Here is a 14,261-nt window from a genome sequence, read left to right as displayed (position 1 = left end):
GGCATAGCCGATATTTTACCCTGCTTCGGAGGATTCTCATGCGGCCGAGCCGCCGTGCACCGGATGAACTGCGCGCCGTCAGCCTGGAACGTGGCGTCGTCAAATATGCCGAGGGGTCCTGCCTAGTGAAGTTCGGCGACACCCATGTGCTGGTTACTGCCACCCTGGAGGATCGCTTGCCGCCCTGGCTGAAAGGGCAGGGCCGCGGCTGGGTCACCGCCGAATATGGCATGCTGCCGCGGGCGACCCTGGAGCGGACGCGGCGCGAAGCCTCGGCCGGCAAGCAGAGCGGCCGCACGGTCGAAATCCAACGCCTGATCGGCCGCTCCCTGCGGACCGCGATCAACCTTGAGGCACTCGGCGAGCGCCAGATCACTGTGGACTGCGACGTGCTCCAGGCGGACGGCGGCACCCGCACCGCATCGATCACCGGCGCCTGGGTCGCTCTCGCGGACTGCATCAGCTGGATGAAGGCGCGCAATATGGTGAAAACCGAGGTGCTGCGCGACCATGTCGCTGCGATCTCCTGTGGTGTCTACAACGGAACCCCGGTGCTCGATCTCGATTATGCTGAGGATTCCGAAGCTGAGACCGATGCCAATTTCGTGATGACTGGCGACGGCCGCATCATCGAAGTACAGGGCACGGCCGAGAAGACGCCCTTCACGGAGGCCGAGTTCCTCGCCTTGATGGCGCTTGCGCGCAAGGGCGTGGCCCGGCTGGTCGATCTACAAAAGCTCGCGGTCGCATGACGAACACGCACCGGCAAATCGAAGGCCGCCTCGTCATCGCCACGCACAATCCCGGCAAGCTGGCCGAGATGCGCGAGCTGTTGGCGCCGCATGGGGTCGAGGCAGTATCGGCCGGCGAGCTGGGGCTCGGCGAACCCGACGAGTCCGGGGAAACGTTCCAGGCCAATGCGCGCATCAAGGCGATCGCAGCGGCCAAAGCCGCGCAATTGCCGGCGTTCGCCGATGACTCCGGCATCGTGGTCGAGGCGCTCGACGGCGCACCTGGCATCTATTCGGCGCGTTGGGCGGGACCATCCAAGGACTTCACCGCCGCGATGACACAGATCGAGCGCCTGTTGCAGGAACGCGGCGCGACGTCGCCGGAGCAGCGCCGCGCGCATTTCGTCTCCGCGCTGTGCGTGGCCTGGCCCGACGGCCATATCGAGGAGGTCGAGGCGCGCGTCGACGGCACCCTGGTCTGGCCGCCGCGCGGCAATGCAGGCTTCGGCTATGATCCCATGTTCCGGCCCGACGACCACGACAGGACATTCGGCGAGATGACCGCGGTCGAAAAGCACGGCCTGCCGCCGCTCGGGCTCGGCCTGTCGCATCGTGCCCGGGCCTTCGTGAAGCTTGCGGAGATCTGCCTTGCCTGATCCGTCCGCTTTCGGCGTCTATGTGCATTGGCCGTTCTGCCTGTCGAAGTGCCCCTATTGCGACTTCAACAGCCATGTCCGCCACGTCGCCATTAACCAGGAGCGCTTTGCGCGCGCGTTCGCGCGCGAGATCGAGACCACCGCGGGACGTATTGGGCAGCGCGATGTCACATCGATCTTCCTCGGCGGCGGCACGCCGTCGCTGATGCAGCCGCAGACCGTCGGCACCATCCTTGATGCCATCGGCAAACATTGGCGCGTCGCCGCTGATGTGGAGGTGACGCTGGAAGCCAATCCGACCAGCGTCGAAGCCACGCGCTTTGCCGGCTATCGCGCGGCCGGCGTCAATCGCGTCTCGCTCGGCGTGCAGGCGCTCGACGACGTCTCGCTGAAAATGCTGGGCCGTTTGCACACGGCGCAAGAAGCCATGGATGCGGTTGCGATCGCACGCAGCACGTTCGAACGCTATTCGTTCGACCTGATCTACGCGCGTCCCGATCAGACGCCACAGATGTGGACGGAGGAGCTCAAGCGCGCCATCGGCGAGGCGGCGGAGCATCTGTCGCTGTACCAGCTCACGATCGAGGAGGGCACGCCCTTCTTCGGCCTGCACGCCGCGGGCAAGCTGAAGACGCCGGACGAAGGTTTGGCACGGGTACTCTACGACGTGACGCAGGAGGTCTGCAGCCGTCACGGCCTGCCGGCCTACGAGATTTCCAACCACGCCCGACCGGGCGCGGAATGCCGGCACAATCTGGTCTATTGGCGCGGCCACGAATATGCCGGCATCGGACCCGGCGCGCATGGCCGGCTCGACATCAACGGCGTCCGCTACGCCACCGCGACCGACAAGCGCCCTGAGGCCTGGCTGATGCGGGTCGAAGCCAACGGCCATGGTGTGACTATCGACGACGCGCTCAACCGCGAAGAACGCGCCGACGAATTTCTGCTGATGGGCTTGCGGCTGGCCGAAGGCATCGATCCCAAGCGCTACGCGGCTATTTCAGGACGTACGCTCGACCCGCAGCGGATTGCGCTGCTCCGCGAGGAAGGCGCGATCGTCGTCGATAGCGACGGCCGGCTGCGCGTGACGCAGGAGGGGTTCCCCGTGCTCGACGCAGTCGTGGCCGATCTCGCAGCCTAGAGCATGATCCGGAAGAGTTGAGACCGGTTTTCCCAAAAAGATCATGCTCGAGTAATAACGAGATCTTTTAGGTGGCGCTGAAGCTCTTCGGCGACCCCGCAACCGCCTGGCCACCGGCCGATGCCACCCGCATCACGGCAAGCCCCCGCTCATTGGTGCCGTCGGTGCGGAAGCGGAACAGGCCGTCGATGCCGGCAAAGCCGGATGCGTTGGTCAGCACGTCAGGCGCGAAGCGCTGCGGGCCTTGGGTCCGCGCCAATGCCGCAACCAGCGCCACCGCATCATAGGCGAGCGTCGCGGTGCGTACCGGCTCCGAGCCGAAGCGCGTGCGATAACGGCCGGAAAAGGCGCGGAAGCCCGATGGATCCGGCGCGGCATACAAGCCGCCCTGCAAGTTGGCGCTGGCGTAGACGCGCGGATTGTCCCACAGGCCGGTCCCGAGCAGTTGGATGTTGCGGAGATTGGCGCCCGCCGCCGTGAGCGCATCGGCGGTTGCGACGACGGCGTCGCCATCATCGGCCAGCAACAGCGCGTCGGCACCGCCGAGCGACTGCGCCACGGTCCGTGCCGTGGTGGCGCGATCCTGTCCGTATTTCTCGAACGCAACGATACGGCCGCCCTTGCGGCTGACCGCGGTCTTGAAAGCGCCTTCGACGACCGTGCCGTACGCGTTGTCCGGCAACATCGCCGCAAAGGATCGTTTGCCGATGCCGACAGAATATTCGACGATCCGACTGACGTCGGACTCAGGCAGAAAACTGAGCAGATAGACCCCGCGCCCGGCGACGCTGGAATCCGTCGAGAAGGCGATCACCGAGACGTTCCGTGCACGCGCCACCTGTGCGGTCGGCGGCACTGAGCCGGCAAACAGCGGCCCGAGGATGATCTCCGCGCCTTCGTCACAGGCCTGTTGTGCACTCTGTTGTGCACCTTGCGGACTGCCGGCGTCGTCCTTGATCAGAAGCTGGATATTGGGGTTCTGGAACTCGGCCAGCGCCATCTCGGCCGCGTGCCGCATCGACAGGGCGGCAACACCGGCATTGCCGGAGGCCGACAGCGGCAGAATCAGCCCGACCTTGACCTGGCCATTGCCTGCGACCGCCGGCTGCTGCGGCGGTCCGCCGGGGGCCGCCTGCTCGAACGGATTGGACACGCTGGAGCAGGCCGACAGCAGCGGCGCGCCGAGAATAAGGCCCAGCGCGGTCCGCCGAGCGAGCCGGGTGGGCTCCGGCCTCGGAGCAGCTGAATTGGGATCACGCGGGCCCGCCATGGCATCTCTTTGCTTGGCCGGAGACCGGCCAGGATTGATCCGCCCCCGCACCGACATGGGGGACGGATTCAGGCATATTGTCGACGAATAGTTAACCAAAACAAAAGGATTAGAGGACCCCCACAGCTGGTCAAATTCACTGTTTTGCGTCTTGCTTTCGACGGCAACGGGCACGTCGCGAACGCGGGTGGCATTCGCCCAATCCACCCTCTAGATTGGGGACATGGGCGCAAAGGCAATCCCGAACACACCGATCGACAACGGCCACATTGCCGAAGCCAGCTATGTGGTGGCGGGACACGGCATTCCGGCGCCACGGGCTCGACCTGGCTTGTACCTCGTGGCAACGCCGATCGGCAACCTTGGCGATATCACGCTGCGTGCGCTCGAGACCCTGGCCGGTGTCGACCTGATCGCCTGCGAGGACACCAGGATCACGCGGCGCCTCACGGAACGCTACGCCATCTCGGCGGAACTTACCCCTTATCACGAGCACAATGCAGAAGCCGCGCGGCCAAAGCTGCTGCAGCGTTTGGCCGAGGGCGCGGCGATCGCGCTGGTCTCCGACGCCGGGACGCCGCTGATCTCCGACCCCGGATACAAGCTGGTGCGCGCCGTCTGCGCGGCCGGTCATCCGCTGACGGCGTTGCCCGGCGCCTCGTCCGTGCTTACGGCGCTGAACGTGGCGGCACTTCCGACGGACCGCTTCTTCTTCGAAGGCTTTCTGCCGGCGAAACAGCAGGCGCGCCGCAGCCGGCTCGCGGAACTCGCCCGCATCGAGGCGACGCTGGTGCTGTTCGAGTCCGGCAGCCGAGTGCAGGACACGTTGCACGATCTCTCCGAGATCATGGGCGCGCGCGAGGCCGCGATCTGCCGCGAGCTGACCAAGCTGCATGAGGAGATCACGCGCGCATCGCTCGCCGAGCTCGCCGCAAATGCCGCCAGCCTGGAGACGCGCGGCGAATTCGTCCTCGTCATCGGTCCGCCCGCACGCGATGCCGGCCTCATGTCATCCGATGAGCTCGATAAATTACTGACGGAGCAGTTGCGGACCGAGACCGTCAAGGACGCGGTCATGCACGCGGTCGAGCTCTCCGGGCGGCCGCGGCGCGAGGTCTATGCCCGTGCGCTGGCACTCGCCAAGAATATGCAGACCAAGGACATGCGGGCCGGAGAGGCCGATGGCCAAGATTGAGTCGACCAAGACTGCACCTGCCAAGACTGACCCGGCGAGCCCTGACGCCGCGTCGGCAAAACCTGCGAAGGTCGCCGCGCCCGAGCGCGTCGCCGCCTTTCGCACCGGGCTTTCGGCCGAAAGTCGTGCGGCCGCGTTGCTGATGGCCAAGGGTTATCGCATTCTGGCTAAGCGCTTCCGCACGCCGCACGGCGAGATCGATATCGTCGCGCGCAAGCGCAACCTGCTCGCCTTCGTCGAGGTCAAGGCTCGCGCCTCCCTGGATGACGCCGCCTACGCGGTGACGCCGCGCCAGCAGCAGCGCATTATCGATGCCGCGCAGGCCTGGCTGATGGCGCATCCCGAACATGCCGAATTCGAATTGCGCTTCGATGCGATTCTGATTGCGCCGAAGAGCCTGCCGCGTCATCTGCTGGCCGCATTCGACGCCAGCCCTTAAACACGCTCATAAGACCAGGACCAGCCTCATGAAATTGAATGTCGCCGTCCAGATGGACCCGATCGCCCGCATCAACGTCCGTGGCGATTCGACCTTCGCGCTGCTCCTGGAAGCGCAGCGCCGCGGACATGGCCTATCCTACTACACGCCCGACAAGCTCTCCTTGCGCGGCGAGGAGCTGGTCGCGCCCGTGCAGGCGCTGACCGTGCGTGACCAAGTCGGCGATCACTTCACCTTGGGTGAGCCGAAGCCGACGCCGCTGACATCGTTCGACGTCGTGCTGCTGCGGCAGGATCCGCCATTCGATCTCGCCTACATCACCTCGACGCATTTCCTCGAGCGGATTCATCCTAAGACGCTGGTGGTGAACGACCCGGCCAGCGTCCGCAACGCACCGGAAAAGCTGTTCGTGATGAATTTCCCGCAGCTTATGCCGCCGACCCTGATCTCGCGCGATCTCGACGAGATCAACGCCTTCCGCGATCAGCATGGCGCCGTGGTGATGAAGCCGCTGCACGGCCATGGCGGTGCGGCGGTGTTCCGCGTGATGCCGCAAGACATGAATTTCGGCTCGCTGTTCGACATGTTCTCGGTCACGTTCAAGGAGCCTTGGGTGATCCAGCGCTTCCTGCCGGAGGTGAAGCACGGCGACAAGCGCATCATCCTGGTCGATGGCGAATTCGCCGGCGCCGTCAACCGCGTGCCGGCGGCCGATGATCTGCGCTCCAACATGGTTCGCGGCGGCGCGGCGCAGGCGACCGACCTAAGCGCCCGCGAGCGCGAGATTTGCGAGACCTTGGGGCCGGCCTTGCGCGAGCGCGGGCTGCTGTTCGTCGGCATCGACGTGATCGACGGCAACCTGACCGAGATCAACGTGACCTCGCCGACCGGTATCCGCGCCATTTCCCGACTCGGCGGTCCCGATATTGCGGCGCGCGTCTGGGACGTGATCGAAAAGAAGCGGAGCTGATTTAAGGCTTCATGCCCCGCGCTTTCAGCTGGGCCTCGGAGAGCACGAGCTTGTCGAAACGCTTGCGGCTTTCGTCGAAATCCTCGGCGGAGATCGGCGCACAGCCCGGCCTGCCGCGGAGGATGATCGAGGTCGTGGCCCAGCTCAGGCGCGATGCCTTGCAGGCGACCAGGAGATCGCCGATGCGATCGTCATCCAGCAGCGCCTCGATGGTTTCGATGCTGACGTCCGACAGCAGCGCCAGCGCGGCAATGACGGCCGGATAGTCGTTGGTCGCGGCGAACCGGTTGACCGCGGAATCGCTGAGCTTGCCGGTCCTGTTCAGGGCAGCGACCTCGCTCTTGACCTGCGTGTAGTCCCAGGTGGCACGCATCGCTGCGGCCGCGGATCGGGTAGGAGTCGCCTGCAGCGTAGCCTTGGCGGCCGGCGGCGCCGCCTTGATGAAACGCGCGCGCGCGTCCTCGCTCGCCGCCGCCACGAAGGCGCGGGACAGCTTGGCCGGCAGATCGGGACGGGCCCCGAGCTTCTCGGCGAGATCGGCGTCGCGCTCGGCGCTCTTGAACAGGCTGCGGTAACCGTCCTCGGAAAACTTCGCCGTGAGATTCTGCACCAGCGCCATGCGCACTGCCGGATAGCTGCGCGCGATCAGAAGCTCGGTCAATGGCTCACCAATGGCCTTGCGGCTTGCGACCGCGATCAGATGCGGCTGGTTGCCGGTCTTGATGAAGTCCGCGAGGTCACGCTCCGACAGCACCGCGGCCTTCGCCAACATCGGCGCCGCAACACGCACCTCCGGATGGCTCGCCAGCAGGCGCGCGGTGGCGTAGGGCGCGCGCTCGACCGAGGCCAAAGCGGCGCTTAACTCGGCCAGCGCTTCGACGCCGACCTGCGGCAACAGCCGGGCAAAGATCTGATCGTACAGATCGAGTTGCTCGGCTGCGTGCGGCCGTGGCCCGGACAGAAGCAGCGCGGTCGTCTTGCGCAAGATTTCGATCGACAGATCGGACATCGTCCTGCTCTCAGGAGCGGCCTGTCGTGCCGCCGGGAGCACCGGATGCCTTTGAGTCATGGTTCGTTTACCTCTTGCGTCGCGAGGATGTCAGCCCGACCGGCAGCGCCGGCACGACCCTGCCAGAGCATGCAAGCGTCCGCCTAAAGCCACGTTAAGGGATCAGGCGGCCGAGACTGCGTCGGCACCGACCTCGCTGCCTTGACTGCACGTCAACCATGCGATCGCGTCGCTATCCACCATCGGGCGACCGTAGAGCCAGCCCTGCCCGTAGATGCATCCGAGCGTCCGCAGCAGTCGCGCCTCTTCCTCCGTCTCCACTCCCTCGGCGATGATCCTGTGCCCGAGCGGCAAGGCGACCGCGGTAATTGCCGTGATCAGTTGTTGGTTTCGGCAGCTCGTCGTGAGGCCATGGACGAATGAGCGATCAATCTTGATGGTATCGAGCTCAAGGGCCACCAGGTTGGAGATCGAGGAGTGACCGACGCCGAAATCATCGATTGCCAGACCAAATCCGTATGCGTGGATCAGCTCCAGCTCCTGCGCGCAACGCTTCGGATCGAACATCGCCTCCTCGGTGATTTCGATCTCGATTCGCCGCGGGTCGATGCCGTATCGCTGCGCTGCGTCGTTGAGGATTGTCGCAGGCGAATGGATCGAAAACTCGCGCGGCGAGACGTTGATCGCGACTTTGGCGTTTGGCGCGTGACTCGCGTCGAGCGCCCGCACGAATGCGCAGGCCCGTTCGGCGACGAAGCTCGTGAGCTTGTCCGACAAGCGTAGCCGAACGGCAGCACGCACAATCTCCGGCGGCGGGATCATGCCGACCCGCGGGTGCCGCCAGCGGAGCAGGGCTTCAAAGCCGATCACCTCGCGCGTCGCCATCACGACCTGCGGCTGGAATTCGAGGTGGAGCTCACCGCGTGCCAGGGCCTGCGGCAGTTCGAGATCGAGGCAACGCTGCAGCGCCAGCTCAATCTGCATCTGCGCGTCGAACACGCGTATGCAGGCGCGCCCATCCTCTTTGGCCCGATAGAGCGCCGCATCGGCTCGGGCGCAGAGCACCTCGACATCGATATCGCCGTCGAGGTGCGCGGCGATGCCGATCGAGCAGCTGATGGACTGTGGCTGGCCTGCGATTGCCAATGGCTGCAGCAAGCCTTCGCTGAGCCGTTCGGCGAAGGCGATGGCGCGCTCCTCGACATCACGGCCCTGGAACACCACGATAAACTCATCGCCGCCCAGCCGTACCGGCAGGTCATCTGCCTCGCAGCTGGACCGGAGCACGTCGGCTACCGCCGCGAGGACGCGATCCCCGGCTTCATGGCCGCGCGTGTCGTTGATCGTCTTGAAGTTGTCGATGTCGAACAGCAGGAACGCGACGCCCCGCCCAGCGGAGCACGCCGCGTCGGCGACGTCGCGGAAGTGACTCCGGTTGGCAAGCCCGGTCAGCGCATCGGTGCGCACGAGGCGTTCCAGCGCGCGGTTGGAATGCAGCACCTCGCTGTTGGCTTCCGCAAGCGAGGAGGCAAGGTCCGTGGCTTCGAATGCGGTGACTTGGCTGGCGATGAAGCCGCGCTCTCCGACGCGGGCAGCCCGGAACAGCATCAAGGTCAGGAAGAGGACGTCGAGCGCGATGATGTAGCTGACGCCGCTCCCGGACATCAGCATCCTCGACAGCGTGGCCCCCATGAGCGGCGCGCCAAACGCAATCGCCGGCGGCGAATAGGCGAGACTCTGGATGATTGCGCCGGTCGTCGTCCCGGCCATGATGAAGACAACGCAGTATATCGTCTGCGTGGCGAGGAAAGCCCCGAAGCAGAGCGGCACGACCGACCATAGCAGCCCGCTCAGGAACGCCGCGACGGTCAGGGACCGCAGCACCCGCTGCGGATCGGTTTCCAGCATTCCCGAGGATTTCATCCTCAGAATCCACCAGGCCCGGACCAGTGCAAAGGCGACCGCGGCGGCGAGCCAGGAGGAGATGATCGTCCCTCCATGCTCGAGATAGATCAGCAGCGCGAGCGAGACCGCGATCGCAACGTTCGAGAGCAAAGTCAGGGCGATATTTTGCAGCAGGCTCGTCGCCTGCGCTCTCGCAAGTGCCGCCGGCCTCAGCTCGCTATCCTTGATCTGCATGCTTGGCACTGGCGGCCTTCAATGGTCGAATTGACGGAACGACGTGGTGATTGTGGCCCGGAGGATCCGCTCGCGCGGAACGAGCATCCAGAGTGGGGCCTAAGGCGACGTTAATTCGCTCCGGCGGATGTCCTTGATTGCCGCGCAGCGGCGCCTCCTCGTGTTCATGTATTGTTCTTGCGGCTACTGGCGTCTTCAGTTACCTTCCACCCGTTGGGGAGGGCGGCATGGTCCAGCGCGTCACTACCGTTGCCTTTGAAGGGATCGAAGCCCGCGCAGTGGACGTGCAGGTCCAGGTTGCGCCGGGGTTGCCGGCCTTTGCCATCGTCGGCCTGCCGGACAAGGCGGTCTCGGAAGCGCGCGAGCGGGTGCGCTCGGCGCTGATCGCGTCGGGTCTTGCGCTGCCGGCCCGGCGGATCACCGTGAACCTGGCGCCAGCCGACCTGCCCAAGGAAGGTAGCCATTACGACCTGCCGATCGCGCTCGGCCTGATGGCCGCGATCGGCGCCATCCCGCCGGATGCGCTGAGCGGCTTCACCGTGCTGGGCGAACTCGGCCTCGACGGCTCGATTGCGCCTGTCGCCGGCGTGCTGCCGGCCGCGATCGGTGCCAATGCCCGCGAGGAAGGCCTGATCTGTCCGGCTGCGTGCGGGGCCGAAGCGGCCTGGGCCAGCCCCGATATCCAGATCATTGCGGCAAGCTCGCTGATCCAGATCGCCAACCATTTCAAGGGCACGCAGGTGCTGTCGCGGCCGCAGCCGAAGATCCACGAGGCGCCGTCGAGCGCGCTCGACCTGCGCGACATCAAAGGCCAGGAGAGCGCCAAGCGGGCGCTCGAGATCGCCGCGGCAGGCGGCCATCATCTGCTGATGATCGGTGCGCCCGGCGCCGGCAAGTCGATGCTGGCGGCGCGGTTGCCATCGATCCTGCCGCCGCTGTCACCGGCCGAGCTCCTTGAAGTCTCGATGATCGCCTCGGTGGCCGGCGAGATCGAGGGCGGCGCGCTGACCTCGCGACGGCCGTTCCGCAGCCCGCATCATTCGGCCAGCATGGCGGCACTGACCGGCGGCGGCCTGCGCGCCAAGCCCGGCGAGATTTCTCTCGCCCATCAGGGCGTGCTGTTCCTGGACGAGCTGCCGGAGTTCGATCCGCGCGTGCTCGACTCGCTGCGTCAGCCGCTGGAGAATGGCGAGGTCTCGATCTCGCGCGCCAACCATCGCGTGACCTATCCTGCCCGCTTCATGCTGGTCGCAGCGATGAATCCCTGCCGCTGCGGCAACGCCTTCGAGCCCGGCTATGCCTGCAAGCGCAACCGGATCGAGCGTTGCACCGCGGACTATCAGATGCGCATCTCCGGTCCGCTGATGGACCGCATCGACCTGCGCATCGAAGTGCCCGCGGTGACCGCAGCCGATCTGATCCTGCCGCCAGCCGCCGAGGGCTCGAAGGAGGTCGCTGCGCGCGTCGCAACGGCGCGCGGCATCCAGCTTGCGCGTTACGCGGCAGCCGGCCTGCCGCAAGTCCGCACCAATGCCGAGGCGCCGGCTGCCGTGCTGGACGAGATCGCAAAGCCCGATGCGCAAGGCCAGAAGCTGCTGCGCGAAGCTGCGGAGACCATGCGGCTGTCGGCACGCGGCTATCATCGGGTGCTGCGCGTCGCCCGGACGCTCGCCGATCTCGACCATGCCGACAAGATCGGGCGGCTGCATCTGGCCGAAGCCTTGTCCTATCGCGCGCTCGCGGACGAAGCGCGGCACGCGGCCTGAGCCGCTCCTCCGTCAACAGGACGGTAACCAGTTCCCTTTACACTCCGCCAACCATAACAGCCGGTGTTGTCGGCTCGGGATTGGCGGGTATGTGATGTTGCGTTTCAAAGTGCTGGTGATGATCACCCTCGCGGTGACGGCGGCGGTCGTCGGCAAGATCGAATTATCCTCCGCGGCTCGCCCCTGCATCGTCGTCGGCGCCGACGCCGTCGAGATCGGCTCTACGCCATTTCATGCCGACCTCCACGTCGACTTCACCGATGACCCTGCGCTTGCCACGGTTCGTGTCGCCCTGACGGACAGCCCTGAGACCGCCGATCTCGTCATCGTCGACGATGGGACGGTGGCGGATGACAAAGGCTGCGGCGCCGCGGCGGCGACCGAGTTCGTCGCACTGGCCGCCAATCCCGCACAGAACCCGCCGTTGCGGATTTATCTCACAGCGGACGGCCCTGCTGACTATCGGATATTTGTCCGATTCACGCGCGTCACCGCGCGCCAGGCGGCCGCGCTGATCGTCGGCGCGCACGGCGGCAGATCGCACCTGGCCGACGCGCAGTTCTGAACGGAATTAGGACCTCGTTCACCTTGTTCGCACGGCAACGCCGCTGCTGAACACCGGCTCAAGCTCTCCGCAAGATAGCAACCGCATGTTGGTTGGACTGATCGGCAACGTTCGAATTCATCAGGGGTATGGCGATGGGACGGTTCTTCCGCATCAAGCTGCGCTTGCTCCGCTTCGCGCGCCGCCACCAGCTTGTGATCGCCATTCTGCGCTCGCTGATGATCTTCTCCGCCGGGTTCGGCGGCGCCTACGGCTTCATCAAGGCCAGCCTGTCCGAAAACTCGGGCTACAATCCGCATGCCTTTGCGATCGGCGCCAGCTTTCTGTTCGCGATCGCCTGCGTTGCGCTCGCAACGCTCAGCATGCGGCTACGCTTCGTCGCCAAGAAGCTCCACAAGCTCGCGCTCCACAACGAGGTGCTCGCCGACCGGAACTGGGAGCTGCAGGAAGCCGAGCAGCGAGCCCGCAGCCTGTTCGAGTCCCAGGGTGACCTGATCGTGATGCGCGATGCGGACGGCTGCATCACCTTCGTCAACGACGCTTATTGTCAAATGGCAGGCCTTGATCGGGAGAACCTGCTCGGCAGCCGTTTTGTCTTCGAACTGATCGAACAGGGCGACAACGCGCTCGAGCCGAACGGCACGCGCGTTCACGACCAGCGCATCGAGAGCGCGATCGGACCGCGCTGGATCGCCTGGCGGGAAGCGCTGGTGCGCTCGGATGCCGGGCAGCCCGCGGTGCTGCAATGTGTCGGCCGCGATGTCACCGACCGTACCGAGACCGAGCGCGCATTAGCCGAAGCCCGCGACCAGGCCAATGCGGCGAGCCGTGCCAAGTCGCGCTTCCTGGCGATGGCGAGCCACGAGATCCGCACGCCGCTGAACGGCATCATCGGCATGAGCGGCTTGCTGCTCGACACCGCTTTGACGCCGGAGCAGACCACCTACGCCAGAGCGGTGAGGACATCGGGCGAAGCACTGATGTCGTTGATCGAGGAGCTGCTCGACTATTCCAAGATCGAAGCCGGCAAGCTCGACCTGGAGGCGCGGCCGTTTGCGCTCGCGCCGCTGATCGAGGACGTCACCGAATTGCTGGCGCCGCGGGCGCAGGCGAAGAATCTGGAGATTGCCGCCTATGTCGACGAGCGCCTGCCGTCCTGCGTGGTCGGCGACGCCGCGCGGCTGCGTCAGGTTCTGCTCAATCTCGCCGGCAACGCGATCAAGTTCACTGAGAAAGGCAGCATCGCGCTGATCGTCGAGCCGGGAATCTGGCCGGGCGAGATCAGCTTCCGCGTCCGCGACACCGGCATCGGCATCGCGCCGGAGGCGCAGACGCGCATCTTCCGGGAGTTCGAGCAGGCCGACGAACGGGTTGCGCGCAGCTTCGGCGGCACCGGGCTCGGCCTTGCGATCTCCGAGCGGATCGTCAGGCGCATGGGCGGCCGCATCACGCTGGAGAGTGCGCCCGGTGCGGGCGCAACCTTCGAGATTGCCGTCCCCTTGCCCGCTGCGCTCGAACGCGGCGAACAGAACAGCTTTGCCGGCCCGGATTTGCGCGGCCACTCCGTCATGCTGCTGGCTGCGCCGGGTCTTGCGACGGAGCTGATCGAACGGCGGTTGCAGAACTGGGGCGCTCAAACCTGCCTCGCATCGGATGGCGGGACGGCACAGGCGCTGCTGCCGGAACGGTCGTGGCACGCCGTGCTGATCGACGAGGCGATCGGGCGCGATACGGCGTTGAAGGTCGGCGAAGCCGCGCGACACCACACTGCCCGTCGCATCGTGCTGGTCACACCAGCCACGCGTCACGAGCTGCAGGCGAGCTCGCCCTTCACCGGCTATCTCGTCAAACCCTTGCGGGCGGCATCGCTCGCAGCCCGTCTCGCCATTGCGACCGACGTGACCGCACCCGCATTGGCCGATGAAGCCGCCATCGAATCCCACGGACAGACGCCGGTGAACCCGAGCTCAGGCCTGTCGATCCTTGTCGCAGAAGACAATGAGATCAATGCGCTTCTGATGCGCTCGCTCCTGACGCGGCTGGGTCATCGCACTGTGATCGCAACCAACGGCGAAGCGGCTTTGGAATCCTGGCTTGCCGCGAAATCCGCCGGCACGCCGCACGACCTGATCCTGATGGATGTGCAAATGCCGCGGCTCGACGGCATCGAGGCTGCCAAACGCATTCGCGCTCGAGAAGCGTCTGAGCCAAGCCGGCGCACGCCGATCCTGGCATTGACCGCCAATACGCTGGTGGAAGACCGCTACGCCTGTTTCGAAGCGGGCATGGACGGCTTCCTGATCAAGCCGCTCGATCGCGACAAGCTCGACGAGGCGCTCGCCGCGCTGACGGCGGCGCGCCACGTGCCGGCGTGAAC

At 65.8% G+C, this 14,261-nt stretch carries 12 protein-coding genes; 9 read left to right on the top strand and 3 right to left on the bottom strand.

Translation table 11 applies throughout. The annotated features are described in order from the left end of the window. The first annotated feature begins 38 nt into the window (after nt 1-38). The 3 genes from rph to hemW are packed head-to-tail and all read left to right on the top strand — an operon-like array spanning nt 39 to nt 2,531. Complete coding sequence (gene rph / locus QX034_RS12795; protein ID WP_315702234.1) at nt 39-752, top strand: ribonuclease PH; 714 nt, start codon at nt 39-41, stop codon at nt 750-752. After that, nucleotides 749-1,387, top strand: coding sequence for an RdgB/HAM1 family non-canonical purine NTP pyrophosphatase (rdgB, locus tag QX034_RS12790; RefSeq protein WP_315702235.1), 639 nt, complete (start codon nt 749-751; stop codon nt 1,385-1,387). Before rph ends, rdgB begins: the two co-directional genes overlap by 4 nt. Further along, a complete protein-coding gene (gene hemW, locus QX034_RS12785) occupies nt 1,380-2,531 on the top strand; it encodes a radical SAM family heme chaperone HemW (protein WP_316195447.1) in 1,152 nt (383 codons plus the stop codon). The genes rdgB and hemW overlap by 8 nt, the downstream gene beginning before the upstream one ends. A gap of 67 nt (nt 2,532-2,598) precedes the next feature. Here hemW and QX034_RS12780 read toward each other — a convergent pair whose 3' ends face one another. Next, nucleotides 2,599-3,801 carry a penicillin-binding protein activator gene (locus QX034_RS12780; RefSeq protein WP_315702237.1) on the bottom strand — a complete coding sequence of 401 codons (1,203 nt, stop codon included), beginning with the start codon at nt 3,799-3,801 and terminating at the stop codon, nt 2,599-2,601. A gap of 223 nt (nt 3,802-4,024) precedes the next feature. On the opposite strand from QX034_RS12780, the gene rsmI reads away from it, so the two are divergent. From rsmI to gshB, 3 genes are read left to right on the top strand one after another with little or no spacing between them, the layout of a single operon-like run. Further along, nucleotides 4,025-4,996, top strand: a complete 972-nt coding sequence (rsmI, locus tag QX034_RS12775; protein ID WP_315702238.1) for a 16S rRNA (cytidine(1402)-2'-O)-methyltransferase — start codon at nt 4,025-4,027, stop codon at nt 4,994-4,996. Next, nucleotides 4,983-5,435, top strand: coding sequence for a YraN family protein (locus QX034_RS12770; RefSeq protein WP_315702239.1), 453 nt, complete (start codon nt 4,983-4,985; stop codon nt 5,433-5,435). The genes rsmI and QX034_RS12770 overlap by 14 nt, the downstream gene beginning before the upstream one ends. Nucleotides 5,436-5,463: 28 nt before the next feature. Then, entirely contained in the window at nt 5,464-6,405 is a 942-nt protein-coding gene (gene gshB / locus QX034_RS12765) for a glutathione synthase (protein WP_315761546.1), read from the top strand. Nucleotide 6,406: 1 nt separating this feature from the next. Here gshB and QX034_RS12760 read toward each other — a convergent pair whose 3' ends face one another. Further along, nucleotides 6,407-7,414: a DUF2336 domain-containing protein gene (locus QX034_RS12760; protein WP_315702241.1), complete on the bottom strand. Its 1,008-nt coding sequence runs from the start codon at nt 7,412-7,414 to the stop codon at nt 6,407-6,409. A 162-nt stretch (nt 7,415-7,576) separates the two neighbouring features. Continuing rightward, a complete protein-coding gene (locus QX034_RS12755) occupies nt 7,577-9,553 on the bottom strand; it encodes a putative bifunctional diguanylate cyclase/phosphodiesterase (protein ID WP_315767755.1) in 1,977 nt (658 codons plus the stop codon). A gap of 227 nt (nt 9,554-9,780) precedes the next feature. Between QX034_RS12755 and QX034_RS12750 the strand changes: the two genes are divergently transcribed. The 3 genes from QX034_RS12750 to QX034_RS12740 all read left to right on the top strand — a co-directional run bounded on the left by QX034_RS12750 (nt 9,781) and on the right by QX034_RS12740 (nt 14,259). After that, on the top strand, nt 9,781-11,319 hold the full coding sequence (locus QX034_RS12750) for a YifB family Mg chelatase-like AAA ATPase (RefSeq protein WP_315702242.1): 1,539 nt from the start codon (nt 9,781-9,783) through the stop codon (nt 11,317-11,319). A 94-nt stretch (nt 11,320-11,413) separates the two neighbouring features. Next, nucleotides 11,414-11,884 (top strand): hypothetical protein, encoded by a 471-nt coding sequence (locus QX034_RS12745; protein WP_316195446.1) that lies wholly within the window; start codon nt 11,414-11,416, stop codon nt 11,882-11,884. Nucleotides 11,885-12,018: 134 nt separating this feature from the next. After that, the gene (locus QX034_RS12740; RefSeq protein WP_315702244.1) at nt 12,019-14,259 is read left to right on the top strand and encodes a PAS domain-containing hybrid sensor histidine kinase/response regulator; all 2,241 of its coding nucleotides are present in this window, start codon (nt 12,019-12,021) and stop codon (nt 14,257-14,259) included. The last annotated feature ends 2 nt before the right edge of the window (nt 14,260-14,261 follow it).

The sequence above is a fragment of the Bradyrhizobium sp. SZCCHNR3119 genome, assembly GCF_032487775.1.
Taxonomy (GTDB): domain Bacteria; phylum Pseudomonadota; class Alphaproteobacteria; order Rhizobiales; family Xanthobacteraceae; genus Bradyrhizobium.
Note: the sequence above shows the minus strand (reverse complement) of the source record. Positions and strands in the feature narration are given on the sequence as shown.